Origin of the sequence: Streptomyces ferrugineus, assembly GCF_015160855.1 — a bacterium.
In the GTDB taxonomy this organism is placed as follows: Bacteria; Actinomycetota; Actinomycetes; order Streptomycetales; family Streptomycetaceae; genus Streptomyces; species Streptomyces ferrugineus.
Genome location: NZ_CP063373.1, coordinates 2,660,122 through 2,674,089, shown reverse-complemented (window position 1 = coordinate 2,674,089; position 13,968 = coordinate 2,660,122). Strand labels below are relative to the sequence as shown.

The window sequence follows — 13,968 nt, the reverse complement described above, 5'->3', positions numbered from 1 at the left end:
CGGTGCGGGGGTCGGCCCGGGGATCCGGCCGGTACGGCGGCTCCCCTAGCGCCGCTCGTCCGTCCCCGCCACCTTCCCCGTCGCCAGCGCCACCCTGTTCCACGTGTTGATCGTCATGATCAGGGCGAGGACGTGGGCGAGTTCCGCGTCGTCGAAGTGGGCCGCCGCCTGTGCGTAGACCTCGTCCGGGACGCCTCCGTCGGCCACCAGGGTGACCGCCTCCGTCAGGGCCAGGGCCGCCTGTTCCCGCTCGGTGAAGAAGTGGCGGGCCTCGCGCCAGACGGCGACCAGGTGCAGCCGGTCCTCGCTCTCACCGGCCTTGCGCGCGTCGTTGGTGTGCATGTGGAGGCAGTAGGCGCAGTGGTTGAGGTGCGAGGCGCGGATCTGGATCAGTTCGACGAGGGCGGGGTCGAGGCCCGCACGGGCGGCCGCGTCGAAGCCGACGATGGCGCGGAAGGCCTTCGGGGCGGACTTCGCGAAGTCCAGTCGGGTGCGGGCGGCCTCCGCCTCGGTGATGGCCTCGGCGATGTCGATGTCCGCGCCCTTGTCGGTGTCGATGTCGGTGTCGGTGTCGGTGTCGGTGTCGGTGTCGGTGTCGATCGTGTGCGTCGTCATGCGGACCAACCTACGGGGCACAAAGACCGGCTGTAGGGTGCATTTCCATGGTGGAATCGTGGGTCAATTCGGCGGAGCGGATCGGCGCCGACCTGCACCTGGACCTCTCGGAGTCCTCCGGTCCCGGCGGCCGGCGAGCCGCGCTGATCCGTGCCCTGCGCGAAGCCGTGCGCGGTGGGCGGCTCGCGCCCGGCACCCGGCTGCCGCCGTACCGCTCGCTCGCCGCCGACCTCGGCGTCGCCCGCAACACGGTGGCCGACGCCTACGCGGAGCTGGTCGCCGAGGGCTGGCTCACCGCCCGGCAGGGCTCGGGGACGAGGGTGGCCGACCGCGCCCAGCCCCTGGGACGCGCCGAGCGGGCACCCCGTAAGGCTCCGCCACGCGCGCGTGGGCCTCGGCACGACCTGCGGCAGGGCACCCCGGACGCGTCGGCGTTCCCGCGTGCGGACTGGCTGGCCTCCTACCGGCGGGCGCTCCGGCAGGCGCCGAACGAGGTCTTCGGGCCCGGTGACCCCGCCGGACGCCTCGAACTGCGCGAGGCGCTCACCGAGTACCTGGCACGCGCGCGTGGCGTGCGCACCGAGCCGGACCGCATCGTGATCTGCTCCGGCTTCGCACACGCCCTGCGGCTGCTGTTCTCCCGGAACACGCCACTGCCCTCCCAGAAGGCCCAGGACCGGGGCGGCGGCGTGCTGCGCGGCCCGCTGGCCGTGGAGGCGTACGGGCTGGGCTTCCACCGGGAACTCCTCGCCGCCGAGGGCGTACGGACCGTACCGCTCCCCCTCGACGACGACGGCGCTCGCGTCGACCGGCTGGTGCGCGAGCGTGCCGTACTGCTCACGCCCGCGCACCAGTTCCCGACCGGCGGCCCGCTGCACCCCCGGCGCCGCGCCGCCGTCATCGACTGGGCACGCGCGCGTGGCGGCGTGGTCCTGGAGGACGACTACGACGGGGAGTTCCGCTACGACCGCAAGCCCGTCGGCGCCGTCCAGGGCCTCGACCCCGAACGCGTGATCTTCATCGGCTCGGTCAGCAAGAGCCTGTCGCCGGCGGTGCGGCTGGGCTGGATGGTGCTGCCCGAGCGGTACGTCGGCGACGTGCTCGCGGCCAAGGGCGAGCGCGAGGCGTGGGCGAGCGTCCTCGACCAGCTCGGCCTCGCCGACTTCATCGCCTCCGGGGCGTACGACCGTCATGTACGGCGCATGCGGCAGCGGTACCGGAGCCGCCGCGACCGCCTCGTGGCCGCGCTCGCCGGACACGCGCCCCACGTCGAGGTCACCGGCGTCGCCGCCGGACTCCACGCGGTGCTGCGGCTGCCGCCCGGCACCGAGCGGTCCACGCTCAAGGCGGCCGCCTGGCAGGGCATCGCCCTGGACGGCCTCGCCGAGTTCCGGCACCCGGAGGCCACGGAGCCGGACATGCCGGTCCGCGACGGCGTCGTCGTCGGCTATGCCACGCCCTCGGAGCATGCGTACGGGGCGGCGTTGGAGGCCCTGTGCGGGGCGCTGCCACCGGATGAGGCGGCTCCTGCCCACGAATGAGCCGACTCCGGCATACTGCCGCATTCTGATTTGTTCTCCTACCTGTCCGAAATGTGACTTCTGGGCTACATGCATCCGAACAGGAGTGGGATCATCGGAGCAGGAGGCGTGTCGTAGTCGCACCCCGCCGGGGCCGGTAGCGGCTCGCCCCCATCCTTCGTTCCGCCGTCAGGCGCAGGGCCACCCCCGCGCGTCCCCCCTGTTGGCGGTCGGTCCTGGAGGGTGTGCGATGACGACGCTCGATGAACGTCATGGAGAAGGTGCCCGCGACGGGGAAGAGCACCGGGGCGACGTCGCCCTCGGCCGGGCCGAGAAGCACGGCCCGGCCATAGTCCCGCTCGACCAGCCCGGCGCCGCGCTCCCCCGCCTCATGGGGTCCAAGGCCGCGAACCTCGCCCGCGCGGCCCGCGCCGGACTGCCCGTGCTCCCCGGATTCGTGATCCCGCACGGAGGGAACGGCGACACGGTCGCCCTGCGGCGCGCCTGGGACGAGCTCTCCGACGGCGGCACCCGCCCGCTCGTCGTACGGTCCTCCTCGCCGCAGGAGGACAACGAGGAGTCGTCCCTGGCGGGCCAGTTCGACTCGGTGCTCGATGTGCGCGGCTGGCGGGACTTCCTCACGGCCGTGCAGACCGTGCTCGACTCGGCGCACCGGTCCGACGGGACCACGGCACCGATGGCGGTGCTGGTGCAGCCCATGCTCGTCGCGCGGGTCGGCGGGGTGATGTTCGGCGCCGACCCGGTGGCGGGGCGGGCCGACCGGTTGCTGGTCAGCGCGGTGCGCGGGGGGCCGGACAGCCTGGTCGGCGGTGCCCGGACCGGTACCAGCTACTGGCTGAGCGGGCACGGACGGCTGCTGCGGACCGAGCCCGCCGAGGACGAGTGGGCCGAGCGGGCCCACGACACGCGGACCGAGCCCTCCGGCGACGCGTGGCCGGAATCCTCCGCCGGTCCGCGAGCCGAGGCGGCAGGGCCCGGCTCATTGCTCACGCGCGGCGAGCTGTTCCGGCTGGCGCGGCTCGCGCGGCGGGTCCGGCGGGTCTTCGGCGGGCCGCAGGACGTCGAGTTCGGGTTCGACGCGGACGGGCGGCTGTGGCTGTTCCAGAGCAGGCCGATCACCGCGATGGCGGCCCGGCCCGCACGCGGGGCGCGGCTGCTCGGGCCCGGCCCGGTGGCGGAGACGCTGCCCGAGCAGCTCGCGCCGCTGGAGGAGGACCTGTGGGTGGCGCCGATGGCCCGTGGGCTCGCCGCCGCGCTCGACATCGGGGGTACCGCGCCGCGTCGGCTGCTGAGGTCGGTGCCGGTGGTCACCACGGTCGGCGGGCGCGCGGCCGCCGATCTCCGCCTCCTCGGCACGGTTCCGCCGCGCCACCGCTGGCTGGCGCTGCTCAACCCGGCGCCCGGAGCGCGCCGGCTCGGCGCGGCCTGGCGGGTGGGCCGCCTCGCCGCCGCCCTGCCCGGGCTGGCGACCGACCTCGTCGCCGACGTCGACCGCCGCCTGGCCGAGTTCCCGTCCCCCGCCGCGCTCTCCGGCACCGCCCTGGCCGCGGAGCTCCGCTGGACCCGCCGGGTCCTGATCTCCCTGCACGCCCAGGAAGCCCTCGCCGGCGCCCTCCTCCGCGAACCGGCCAAGAGCCGCACAGCGGCCGGCACGGCCCTCGCCGCCCTGGCCGACGCCCGCGCGCGGGGCGTACCCGACGACCGGGTGGTCGCCACGGACCCGGTCGTCCTGGCCCTCACCGCCCCGAGCCTGCACGACCGGGGACGGCTGCCGGACACCACGGTCGCGCCCGCGCCGGTCACGAGCGGCTCCGGGCAGGCACCCGGGACCGAGACGCATGGACGGCCACGGCACACGACGTCCGCACCGGCGATCCAGCACGACCTGACCAGCGCGGCCCTCGCCATCTACGCCACCCCCTTCACGGGACCCGCCCACGCCACCACCCCCACCGAACGCTCCCTGACGACCGCACTCCCACCCCGCGAAGCGCTCCGCCTCCGCGTCCGCTGGGTGCAGGAGCTCCAGGTGCGGATGGTCCGTGAGGTGGCCCGGCGGCTGGGGCTGGACGCCGAGCGCGTCGGACTGCTGCGCTGGGCGGAGCTGGCCGACGTGCTGAGCGGCGCCCGTCTGCCCGACGACTTCCATGAGCGCGTGCCGCGGCCCGCGTCGCCCCCGCTGCCGGACGAGTTCCGGCTCGCGGGCGGTCAGGTCGTCGCCGCCGAGCGCGACGCCCGCCGGAGCGGCGGGGTGCGGGGCGTGTCCGCCGGGCGGGCCGTCGGGACCGCATGGGATGGGACGGGGCCCCGGCCGGCGGATGCCGTGCTGGTGGTGCGGTCCCTCGACCCCGCGCTCGCCCCGCTGCTGCCCGGTCTGACCGCTCTGGTCGCGCAGACCGGCAGCCCGTTGTCGCATCTGGCCGTCCTGGCGCGGGAGTTCGGGCTGCCCGCGGTCATCGGGGCCGAGGACGCCGTGCGCCGCTTCCGGCCCGGCTCGCGGCTCGCGGTCGACGGGACCGCCGGTGACGTACGACCGGCGGAGGGGGCCGCCGGTGACATACGACTGGGGGACGCGTCATGAGAAGGATCGCGTACGTCTTCGGCGCCCTGGCCGCGACCGGCGCGGGCACCTACCTGATCGTCTATCTGTACCGGTGGCAGTGGCAGCGCGCGATGATCTGCGGGGTGTTGCTGCTGGTCGTCGAGGTGATGCTGTTCGGCCTGGTGACGCTGGGGCGGCTGAACCGGATCGAGGAGCGGCTGCGCGACACCGACCGGCGGCAGCGGGAGCTGGACGCCCGCCAGGAGGACGTGCTGACGCGGCTGCGGGAGCCGGCCGCGGCCGAGGAGGAGAAGCGGTTCCGGTGGCTGGAGGACCCGGCGGAGCGGTCGTATGTCTTCGTGCCGGTCCTGATGGTCGCCGGAGTGGTGCTGTCCGGGCTCGCCTGGGTGGTGCAGAAGGTCGCGGCGACCACGGCCCGGCCCGCCGAGCGGCGCCTGGCCGGGCGGCTGGCCCTCCTCTCCGCACCCGATCCGGCCGCGCCCGGCGATCTGGAGGACCTGCCGGCCCCGGGCAACGGGTCCCGCCGCCGTACCGCGCGCCTGACCGCCGTCTCGGTCGTCGCCGTCGCGCTGCTCGCCGCACTGGTCACGGGGCTGGCCAACGTCACCCAGACGCGGGCCGAGGAGGCCAACGAGCACCAGGCGACCTCGGTGCTCGTCCGGGTCGACCTGCGGGGCACGGACATGTCGGCCGACCGCAAGGCGCTGGCCGCCCGGCAGATCTGGGAGGGCTGCCGGGACTCCACGGCCGTGGTGCTGCGGCACGCTCCCCTCGGCAACCTGGGGGACGGCATGTTCGCCGGGGTCGTACGGCCCGCGCTCACCGACCACGACGTCCTCCGGCTGCGCGGCTGCCTGGAGGACGCGACCCTGGAGCGCGCCCACCTCACGGTGATCGCCGTCGATGACGTGGAGTCGGGCGACGACTCACGGTGACCGGACGCCCCTGCCACGGCGACGAGATCGGAACCGCCCGCCAGCCAGACATGACACCGGCCACCCAGACATGACAAGTGAGACTTACCGCACAAAAACGGACGTAGAACTCATTGATCACAATCCCCGGGGTACTCTTCCAACTGCGCCCACGTCCCCTAGTCCCCCGGGTCGCCCATGGCTGTTCTCTCTGCCACCTTGCCCCGCCCTGCCCTCGGCAGGCGCCCCCTCTCCCAGCGCGCGCTGCGCATCCTCCTCGGCATCGTGATCGGTTACCTCGCCCTGTGGATAGCGGGCGCCGGCACCATCCTGGGCCTGTCGCTGCTGGCCCGCGAAGCGACCGCCGCGCCCGCGGGAACGCGCGCCGTCCAGGGCGTGAACCACTTCCAGCCCGTGGACTCCGACGGCAGGCTGTGGCGCGGTTCCGCACCCTCCGAGGCCGGTTACCGGGCCTTGGCGGGCATGGGCATCGGCACCGTCGTCGACCTGCGCGCCGAGCGCATGAGCGCGGCCGAGCTGGCCGAACCGAGCGAGGCCGGGCTGAATGTCGTACGGCTGCCGATCCGTGACGGTCAGACGCCGGCGCCGCAGCAGGTGCAGCGCTTCCTCGACGTCGTCTCCTCGGCGTCCGGCCCGGTGTTCGTGCACTGCGGCGCGGGTGTGGGCCGTACCGGCGCGATGGTCGCGGCGTACCTCGTGAAGACCGGTGAGGAGTCGCCGTCGCAGGCGGTCCGGCGCAACCTCGCGGTCGGACCGCCCTCGATCGAGCAGATCTACTACGGGCTGAACGTCAGCCCGGCCAAGGCGGAGCAGCCCCCGCTGCCGGTGGTGATCGTCAGCCGCCTGGTGGACGCGCCGCGACGCATGCTGTCCTACCTGTAGACCACGAGGCCCTGAGCCCTTGCTTCAGCCCAGCCCTACGGCTTGCGTCCCACCGCCCCGTACCCGGGAATGACCCCGTCGTCCTGCCCGGGTACGGGCTCTCCCAGGTCGGGGTGCCACTGGTGCGGCACCTGGACGCCGGGCGGGACGAGTTCGAGGCCCTCGAAGAAGCGGGTGAAGCCCTCGCGGGCGCGCAGGGTCAGCGTGACACCGGCCGCCTTGAGCTTCTCGGTCGCCGCCTTCGACTCCTCGGGAGTGAAGTCGGCGGTCGCGTGCGTGAGCACCAGGTAGCTGCCGGAGGGGAGTTCGGACAGCAGCCGGCGCACCAGTTCGTGCGCGCCGTCCTCGTCGGAGACGAAGTGCAGCAGCGCGATGAGGGAGAGGGCCACCGGACGGCTGAAGTCCAGGACCTTCCTGGCCCCTTCGACGATCGCGCCGGGGTCGCGCACATCGGCCTGCAGATACTCGGTGGCGCCCTCCTCCGTGCCGCGCAGCAGGGCTGCCGCGTGGGCCAGCACGATGGGGTCGTTGTCGCAGTAGACGACGCGCGCGTCGGGGGCGATGCGCTGGGCGACCTGATGGAGGTTCGGCTCGGTGGGGATACCGGTGCCGATGTCCAGGAACTGGCGTACGCCCTGCTGGGCGAGCCAGCGGGTGCTGCGGTGCATGAAGGCGCGGTTGACCCGCGCCATCACCGGGACGCGCGGGTCGAGGGCGAGCATCTGCTTCCCCATGGCCTCGTCGACGGGATAGTTGTCCTTCCCGCCGAGATACCAGTCGTACATCCGCGCGGGATGCGGCTTGCTGGTGTCGATCTCGGTCATGGAGCACTCCGTAAGACGCAAGAATTATCAAGTAAGCACCGCGGCCGAAGCGGGTCAGGAAAGGAGGAAGTCCGCCTCCCCCGCCTTGGCGCCCTCGATGAACGCCGTCATCTCGTCGGTGGTGTAGATCAGCGCCGGCCCGTCCGGGTCGGTCGACTGGCGGACGGCGATCCGGCCGTCGGCGAGTTTCATCGCCTCCAGGCAGTTGCCGCCGTTGCCGCCGCTCCACGGCTTGTGCCAGCCCTCGCTGCCCAAGTCCCGCGCGGGCATGCCGTTGTAGACGCGTATACGCGGCCTGATGCGATCCATTCACAGCTCCTTGCGGAGATCCCGGAGGATCTCCTTCGTGCGATGTGCCGTAGCGGCGTGCGCCGCCATGCGGTCCATGACCTCGAGGTGGGTCGCCACCTCGGCACGCGCGTCGAGATAGACGGCGCCGGTCAGGTACTCGCTGTAGACCATGTCGGGAAGTTCCGGCACGGCGAATCGGAACAGCACGAAGGGCCCGTACGTGCCGGGGTGCGGTCCCTTGGCGAAGGGCGCGACCTGCAGCGTGACGTTGGGCAGCTTCGTGGCCTCGAGCAGCCTGTCGATCTGGGCACGCATCACCTCCGGGCCGCCCACCTGGCGGCGCAGCACGGTCTCGTCCATCACGACCCACAGCCGGGGCGCATCCTCACGGGTGAGCAGTTGCTGGCGTTGCATGCGCAGGGCGACATGGCGCTCTATGTCGTCGGGGCTGGTCTGGCCGATGGCGCCGGACCTCAGCACTCCGCGCGCGTAGTCCTCGGTCTGCAGCAGACCGGGCACGAAATGGGGTTCGTACGACCGGATGAGGCCGGCGGCGCCCTCCAGGCTGACGTACATGGAGAACCAGCCGGGCAGGATGTCGTGGAACCGCTGCCACCAGCCGGGCCTGTTGGCCTCCTCGGCCAGCAGCACAAAGGCCTCGGCCTCCTCGTCGGAGATGCCGTAGGCCTTCAGGAGCAGCTGGAGGTACGGGATCTTGAGGGCGACCTCGGCCATCTCCATCCGGCGGACCGTGGCGGGGGCGACACGCAGGACACGCGCGGCCTCCTCACGCTTGAGCCCGGCGCGTTCACGCAGGTCGAGCAGGCGCCGACCCAGGACCACCTGGCCGACCGTCGGCGCGGACCGCGGCTCGCTCACGCTCCACCTCCACGAGTGAATCCCTATGTATCCCTGCGCATCCCTGCAGACCGACTGAATAGTGTCAGACGGACCCAATCCCGGCAGACCAACTGAGCGCCGACAGGCCGACGGCGCCATTCAAGGACCCGTTTCGAAGATCGCGGTGGATCTGATGGATCTTCGGTGATCCCAACTGGCGCCGTTCGACATGCTGTTGCGAGCAGTGTGCCACGGCCTTCCAGAGAGTCACACAGCACTCTGCATTTTTCAGAGTGACACTTGCCAAGTGTTCACGGCGGGGCGATAGTGGCAAGCGTGATTCCGTCCCCGCCGTTAGGAACAGACGCCGCCGCGGTCCCCCACAGCCTCGGTGCCACCACGGGAGTCGGCCCTCAGCAGGGTGCGGCCGCCGGGCGCCGGTTCCGTTTCGAGCTGGCCGCACATCCGGGTTCGCCCGCGCAGGCCAGACGTCTGACCCGGGCGCGGCTGAACGGGTGGTCGGTGTGCGAGGACACCTGCGACACGGCGGCTCTGGTCGTGTCCGAGCTGGTCACCAACGCGATCGTGCACACCGCCAGCGAGCACATAGTGTGCGAGCTGCACGACGGGGCCGATCTGGTGCGCATAGCCGTGCGCGACGAGGGCTGCGCGCCGGGTGAGCCCCATCCGGCGGCCGCGCGCCCCGAGGACGAGCACGGGAGGGGACTGCTGCTCATCGGCGCCCTCTGCCATGCGTGGGGGGCCCAGGAGCACGGTTCCGGGCTGGTGGTCTGGGCGGATCTGCCGCGTACGGCGGCGTTCCCGGACGTTCCCGGGTTCGACTGCGGGCCGTACAACGACCTCGGCTGGGGCTCCCGTCCCAAGCCGGGCCCGCCCGGTGGCTCGGGCGACGAGGACGCATCCGAGGCGCGGCACCACAGGGGGACGGGATCCGCATGGCTGTGAGCGGCGCTTCGGGCAGCGGTCGGGTGCTGAGCCTGGACACGCTGGTCCGCCTTCGCCGCAGCACGCCCACGACCGCCGCCCCGCGCCGCCTGCCCGTTCCGGAGGGGATGACAGCTCCCCTGGGCTGCGACGCGGTGGCGGTTCCCGCCCGCTTCGGTCCACTGCTCCTGCCCCGGCTGCCGCGGGTGGGGTGTGTGTACGCCGATGACGCGCACTGGTGGTGGATCGTCCCGTCCGACTCCGACTACGCGCTTCAGTGGCCGGAGTCGGTGCGCTACACGACCGGGGCGGTCGTCCTGGACACCCCACGCCTGATCCACCGCCCGGACGGGACGGTGCCCTATACGCCGCCGATTCCGCTGTATCTGGCGCTCTGCAGGATCACGGGGACCACGCCCACCTGGTCCGACCAGCTGAGCGCGTAGGGCTCGCGGCCCCGCCGAGGCTCACGCGGCGGCGTCCGCCGTGGCGTCACCGCGGACGATCACCAGGAACGCGTCCGTCGCGAGGTCCATCACGACCTCGGCGGGCAGGCCCTCCATGCGCCGCGCGTGTGCGAACTCCTCCGCCGGCCACGATCCTCGCGGCCCGCCCGCGGGAAAGCGTTCGAGCACTGTTCGCCCGTTCACCATCCTGACCTCCGATAAGCGTCGTACTTGTAGGAGTTAACGCCAGCCGGAGGTGAATGGCCTCGCTCAGTGACGGGACTGAGACGTAGTTGACACTCGTTCACCGCACTGTGTGAGCACCCGCTCACCCTCCATGATCGATCACTACACCCCGTGTCACTGCTCGTACTCGTCGTACTCGTCGTGATAACGGATGCGCTCACTGCCCGCAGGCGCCCCGAGAGCCGACGCGCGCCCCTTGGGTTCCTCCCACTCCTCCTGCCGGCCCAGCGCGGTGAGATCCAGGAAGCCGGTGGTCGAGCCGAGCCCGTCGAGGCCGCGCTCATAGGTCGAGTAGGTGTGGAAGACACGGTCCCGGTCCCGCAGGAAGCAGCTGACGCCGGGCCGCTCCACCAGCTCGCCCTCGTGCTCCAGGGTCACCTCGAAGTCGCGGTTGAAGTCGGTGCCGTACGACGAGTACCAGGGCACCGTCCACCCCATGCGCGCCTTGAACGGAAGGATCTTCGTGAACGGCGCCCTGGAGACGGCGACCAGGCTCGTCCCGCGTGCCTTCAGATGCGCCAGGTGCCCGATCTGGTCCAGGAACGCCGAGCAGCTGCGGCACCCGGCGTCCCATTCCGGGGCGAACATGAAGTGGTAGACGACGAGTTGCCGACGCCCCTCGAAGAGGTCGAGCAGGGCGGCCTTGCCGTCGCCGCCCTCGAAGACGTACTCCTCCTCGACCTCGACCATGGGCAGTCGGCGCCGCTCGGCGTTGAGCGCGTCACGCGCGCGCGTGGCCGCCTTCTCCCTGACCAGCAGTTCCTCACGCGCCGCGCGCCACTGCTCGCGCGAGACGATCTCCGGAAGCGACATGGGCGCCCCTCCTGTGCAACGGTCCGTTCGGAGTGGTGACCGGCGGGAGGGGCGGAACTCATCGCCGGACGGGTGAAATTCGGAGGATTTTCCCGTCCTACGACACCTGCAGCACGAGCAGGCCACACACGCGCAGCGAACGGCCCGCCGTAGGTCCTCGTTCGACGAGGGCGAGTTCGGGAAACCGTTCCAGCGGCGCGGCCAGGTCGATCTCCGTCTCCGCGCTAGCCGGCGGGGCGCCCAGGCAGTGGTGGATGGCCAGCAGCACGGGCCCTTCACAGCGGCCGGACTCCTCCACAGGAGGAAGGCGAGGTCGGAGGGCGGAGCGTCGGCGCGTTCCTCACGCTCGGTCGCGAGAAGGCCCGTGCAGGACTCGAGCGTCGCCACCGCGCCCAACACCAGCACGATGAGCACCGTCGGCTTCTCGTCGTTCCGGCTCCGTGCCTCGCCGGACCCTCCGTCAGACAGGTCGGTGTCATGACGTCTGCGAGGCCGGTTCTCAGGTGTCGTAATCCTGGATCCGCTTGCCATGGCTGCGGTCCAGCAACGCCGGCATCCGCTCCCCCATCTCCCGCACGACGGCGGGCACATCGATCGTCAGCAACTCCCGGTCCCGCATCAGGACCCGGCCGTCCACGATCGTCGTGCGCACGTCGGAGGAGCGTGCGCTGTGTACGAGGGTGGCGGCGAGGTCGTGGACCGGCTGGGTGTGCGGGCCGGTGAGGTCGACCAGGATGATGTCGGCGCGGCGGCCGGGTGCGAGGCTGCCGAGGCCGTCGCCGAGGCCGACCGCGCGGGCGCTCTGGAGGGTGGCGTGATGCAGGGCCTGGCGGGAGGTCAGCCGGCGCGGGTCGCCGGTGGTCGACTTCTGGACGAGGGCGGTGAGGGCCATCGACTCCCAGACGTCGAGGGAGTTGTTGGAGGCGGCGCCGTCCGTGGCGAGGCCGACGGGGATGCCGAGGTCGCGCAGGGCGCGTACGGGTGTGGTCGTGGGCCAGGCGAACTTGAGGTAGCCGCGGGGGGCGGTGGCGACGGCGACGCGGCCCGTGGCGTCCCGGAGCACGGGCAGGTCGCGGTCGAGGATGCCCGTGCCATGGGCGATGAGGACGTCGGTGTCGAGGATCCCGGTGCGTCGGAGGACCTCGATCGGGGTGACGCCGTGGCGGGCGAGGCTCGCTTCGGCCTGGTCGCGGTTCTCGGAGGCGTGCAGGTGGACGGGGAGGCCGTGCGCGTGGGCGAGTTCGGCGGTGGCGGTGAGGTCGGCGTCGTCGACCGTGTAGGGGGCGTGCGGGGCGAGGACGGTGGTGATACGGCCGCCGGCGCCGCCGCGATGCCGTAGCGCGAACTCCAGTGACCGCTCCCGCCCTCGGGGACCCTGGGAGGAGAAGAACGCCTCCCCCAGATGGGCCCGCATCCCGCACTCGTCGACGACGGCCGCGACGGCGTCCATCGAGAAGTAGTGGTCCGCGAAGCAGGTGACCCCGCCGCGGATCATCTCGGCGCAGGCCAGCCGCGCCCCCAACGCCACGTCCTTCTCGGTCAGATTGGACTCGATCGGCCAGACGACGTCGTTGAACCACTCCTCGGTGGGCAGGTCCTCGGCGGCCCCGCGCAGGGCGACCATCGGGGCGTGGGTGTGGCAGTTGACCAGGCCGGGGAGGGCGACCTGACCGGCCGCGTCGACGCGCTCGACGGCGGCTCGGCCGCGTACGGCATCGGCGCTCGTGACGGACTCGATGACCCCGCCCCGTACGACGATCGCGGCGTTCTCCTGGAACCCGATCCGCTCTTGATCGTCGTGCACGAGGACGGTGCATCCGGTGATGACGAGGTCGGCGGCTGCTGCGGGAGGCGGCGTCATCACGCCAACGTACGACGCGGTCGTCGGGTCGCGTGAGGTGAACCGCGCATCCGGTCACGGGTCTGTCGCACGACCCGGCCCACGGGCACCCTGGCCTCACCAAGGCCCGCTCGCAGCCACGCCACCGCCGGCTCGACGGGAACTCAGAACAGGCCCTGGGCCCAGGGCTTCTGGAAGGAGTCCGGCATGCTCCTCGGCACCTGGAACCTGGAGAACCTCTACCGGCCCGGCGGCGAGTTCGGCCCCAAGGACAAGGCGGCGTACGAGACGAAGCTCGCGGCACTGGCAGCGGTCGTCACCGACCTCGACCCGGCGCTGCTCGGCGTGCAGGAGGTCGGGGACCCGGAGGCCCTGCGGGACCTGGTCGGACTGCTGGGCGGCGACTGGCACACGGCGCTCTCCGAGCACCCGGACGGCCGGGGCATCCGGGTCGGCTTCCTCAGCCGCACCGCGCTCCGGGTCCTGCACGACGTGTCCGCCTTCCCGGAGAAGCTGCTCCCGGTGCAGAAGGACGACGAGGGCGGCACGGTGTCGGAGTCGGGCCGGGGCCTCCTCGCGGTCGAGACGGAGCCGGAGTCGGGGCCCGGTCCGCTCCGGGTGGCGGTCGCCCACCTCAAGTCGAAGCTGCTGTCGTACCCCGGCGACCGCTTCCAGCCGCGCGACGAGGGCGAACGGGCCCGCTACGGCGCGTACGCCCTCTACCGACGAGCGGCGGAGGCGACGACGCTGCGCGCACTGGCGGACGTACTGCTGGCCGGCGACGGACGCGAGCGTGACGTGGCGGTCCTGGGCGACCTGAACGACGAGGTGCGGGCGGCGACCACCCAGATCCTGCTGGGCCCGCCCGGCTCGGAGATCGGCACCCCCGGCTTCAAGGCCCAGGACAAGGGCGACGCGGGCCGCCTGTGGAACGTGGCGCCGCTGATCCCCGCCGAGCAGCGGTTCTCCCGGATCAACTCCGGCCGGCTTGAGCTGATCGACCACATACTGTGCAGCCACCGCCTGATCCACCGGGCGACGGCGGCGGGGACGGGGGCGCCGGGGGCCGGTGCGCCGAAACTGCCGTCGGTCGGGGCGGATCCGCGGGAACGGCGGGGCGAGGCGGGGTCGGACCATGCGCCGGTCTGGGTGCGGGTCGAGGGCTGAGGCCGCGGCATCACCCGGCC

At 72.5% G+C, this 13,968-nt stretch carries 15 protein-coding genes; 7 read left to right on the top strand and 8 right to left on the bottom strand.

Annotated elements, in window-relative coordinates:
- Positions 1-45: 45 nt before the first annotated feature.
- Entirely contained in the window at positions 46-615 is a 570-nt protein-coding gene (locus IM697_RS12170) for a carboxymuconolactone decarboxylase family protein (protein WP_228044634.1), read from the bottom strand.
- A 47-nt stretch (positions 616-662) separates the two neighbouring features.
- Here IM697_RS12170 and pdxR point away from each other — a divergent pair, with 47 nt between their 5' ends.
- From pdxR to IM697_RS12150, 4 genes are all read left to right on the top strand, one after another.
- On the top strand, positions 663-2,156 hold the full coding sequence (pdxR, locus tag IM697_RS12165; RefSeq protein ID WP_194047452.1) for a MocR-like pyridoxine biosynthesis transcription factor PdxR: 1,494 nt from the start codon (positions 663-665) through the stop codon (positions 2,154-2,156).
- A gap of 229 nt (positions 2,157-2,385) precedes the next feature.
- On the top strand, positions 2,386-4,737 hold the full coding sequence (locus IM697_RS45410) for a PEP/pyruvate-binding domain-containing protein (RefSeq protein ID WP_194047450.1): 2,352 nt from the start codon (positions 2,386-2,388) through the stop codon (positions 4,735-4,737).
- Positions 4,734-5,654 carry a hypothetical protein gene (locus IM697_RS12155; protein ID WP_194047448.1) on the top strand — a complete coding sequence of 307 codons (921 nt, stop codon included), beginning with the start codon at positions 4,734-4,736 and terminating at the stop codon, positions 5,652-5,654. The genes IM697_RS45410 and IM697_RS12155 overlap by 4 nt, the downstream gene beginning before the upstream one ends.
- A gap of 198 nt (positions 5,655-5,852) precedes the next feature.
- Entirely contained in the window at positions 5,853-6,536 is a 684-nt protein-coding gene (locus IM697_RS12150; RefSeq protein WP_228044633.1) for a fused DSP-PTPase phosphatase/NAD kinase-like protein, read from the top strand.
- Between the two features lie 35 nt (positions 6,537-6,571).
- On the opposite strand, the gene IM697_RS12145 is transcribed toward IM697_RS12150, so the two are convergent.
- From IM697_RS12145 to IM697_RS12135, 3 genes are read right to left on the bottom strand one after another with little or no spacing between them, the layout of a single operon-like run.
- On the bottom strand, positions 6,572-7,360 hold the full coding sequence (locus IM697_RS12145; protein WP_194047444.1) for an SAM-dependent methyltransferase: 789 nt from the start codon (positions 7,358-7,360) through the stop codon (positions 6,572-6,574).
- Positions 7,361-7,414: 54 nt separating this feature from the next.
- Complete coding sequence (locus tag IM697_RS12140; protein WP_194047442.1) at positions 7,415-7,669, bottom strand: DUF397 domain-containing protein; 255 nt, start codon at positions 7,667-7,669, stop codon at positions 7,415-7,417.
- The gene (locus tag IM697_RS12135; RefSeq protein ID WP_194047440.1) at positions 7,670-8,530 is read right to left on the bottom strand and encodes a helix-turn-helix domain-containing protein; all 861 of its coding nucleotides are present in this window, start codon (positions 8,528-8,530) and stop codon (positions 7,670-7,672) included.
- Positions 8,531-8,818: 288 nt separating this feature from the next.
- Here IM697_RS12135 and IM697_RS12130 point away from each other — a divergent pair, with 288 nt between their 5' ends.
- Both IM697_RS12130 and IM697_RS12125 read left to right on the top strand, forming a co-directional pair.
- Positions 8,819-9,457, top strand: a complete 639-nt coding sequence (locus IM697_RS12130) for an ATP-binding protein (RefSeq protein WP_194047438.1) — start codon at positions 8,819-8,821, stop codon at positions 9,455-9,457.
- A complete protein-coding gene (locus IM697_RS12125; RefSeq protein ID WP_194047436.1) occupies positions 9,448-9,882 on the top strand; it encodes a hypothetical protein in 435 nt (144 codons plus the stop codon). Before IM697_RS12130 ends, IM697_RS12125 begins: the two co-directional genes overlap by 10 nt.
- 21 nt (positions 9,883-9,903) lie before the next feature.
- Here the strand turns inward: IM697_RS12125 and IM697_RS12120 are convergent, their stop codons facing one another.
- The 4 genes from IM697_RS12120 to IM697_RS12105 form a co-directional block, all read right to left on the bottom strand.
- A complete protein-coding gene (locus tag IM697_RS12120; RefSeq protein WP_194047434.1) occupies positions 9,904-10,089 on the bottom strand; it encodes a hypothetical protein in 186 nt (61 codons plus the stop codon).
- Between the two features lie 153 nt (positions 10,090-10,242).
- Positions 10,243-10,941 (bottom strand): DUF899 domain-containing protein, encoded by a 699-nt coding sequence (locus tag IM697_RS12115; protein WP_194047432.1) that lies wholly within the window; start codon positions 10,939-10,941, stop codon positions 10,243-10,245.
- Between the two features lie 97 nt (positions 10,942-11,038).
- Positions 11,039-11,209 (bottom strand): hypothetical protein, encoded by a 171-nt coding sequence (locus IM697_RS12110; protein ID WP_194047430.1) that lies wholly within the window; start codon positions 11,207-11,209, stop codon positions 11,039-11,041.
- A gap of 231 nt (positions 11,210-11,440) precedes the next feature.
- Positions 11,441-12,802 carry an amidohydrolase gene (locus tag IM697_RS12105; protein WP_194047429.1) on the bottom strand — a complete coding sequence of 454 codons (1,362 nt, stop codon included), beginning with the start codon at positions 12,800-12,802 and terminating at the stop codon, positions 11,441-11,443.
- Positions 12,803-12,988: 186 nt separating this feature from the next.
- Between IM697_RS12105 and IM697_RS12100 the strand changes: the two genes are divergently transcribed.
- A complete protein-coding gene (locus tag IM697_RS12100; protein WP_194047427.1) occupies positions 12,989-13,948 on the top strand; it encodes an endonuclease/exonuclease/phosphatase family protein in 960 nt (319 codons plus the stop codon).
- The last annotated feature ends 20 nt before the right edge of the window (positions 13,949-13,968 follow it).

Bases quoted from the DNA above. Each gene is read 5' to 3' on its own strand.
- IM697_RS12170 (WP_228044634.1), bottom strand. From the start codon at position 615: ATGACGACGCACACGATCGACACCGACACCGACACCGACACCGACACC.
- pdxR (WP_194047452.1), top strand. From the start codon at position 663: ATGGTGGAATCGTGGGTCAATTCGGCGGAGCGGATCGGCGCCGACCTG.
- IM697_RS45410 (WP_194047450.1), top strand. From the start codon at position 2,386: ATGACGACGCTCGATGAACGTCATGGAGAAGGTGCCCGCGACGGGGAA.
- IM697_RS12155 (WP_194047448.1), top strand. From the start codon at position 4,734: ATGAGAAGGATCGCGTACGTCTTCGGCGCCCTGGCCGCGACCGGCGCG.
- IM697_RS12145 (WP_194047444.1), bottom strand. From the start codon at position 7,360: ATGACCGAGATCGACACCAGCAAGCCGCATCCCGCGCGGATGTACGAC.
- IM697_RS12140 (WP_194047442.1), bottom strand. From the start codon at position 7,669: ATGGATCGCATCAGGCCGCGTATACGCGTCTACAACGGCATGCCCGCG.
- IM697_RS12125 (WP_194047436.1), top strand. From the start codon at position 9,448: ATGGCTGTGAGCGGCGCTTCGGGCAGCGGTCGGGTGCTGAGCCTGGAC.
- IM697_RS12120 (WP_194047434.1), bottom strand. From the start codon at position 10,089: ATGGTGAACGGGCGAACAGTGCTCGAACGCTTTCCCGCGGGCGGGCCG.
- IM697_RS12115 (WP_194047432.1), bottom strand. From the start codon at position 10,941: ATGTCGCTTCCGGAGATCGTCTCGCGCGAGCAGTGGCGCGCGGCGCGT.
- IM697_RS12105 (WP_194047429.1), bottom strand. From the start codon at position 12,802: ATGACGCCGCCTCCCGCAGCAGCCGCCGACCTCGTCATCACCGGATGC.
- IM697_RS12100 (WP_194047427.1), top strand. From the start codon at position 12,989: ATGCTCCTCGGCACCTGGAACCTGGAGAACCTCTACCGGCCCGGCGGC.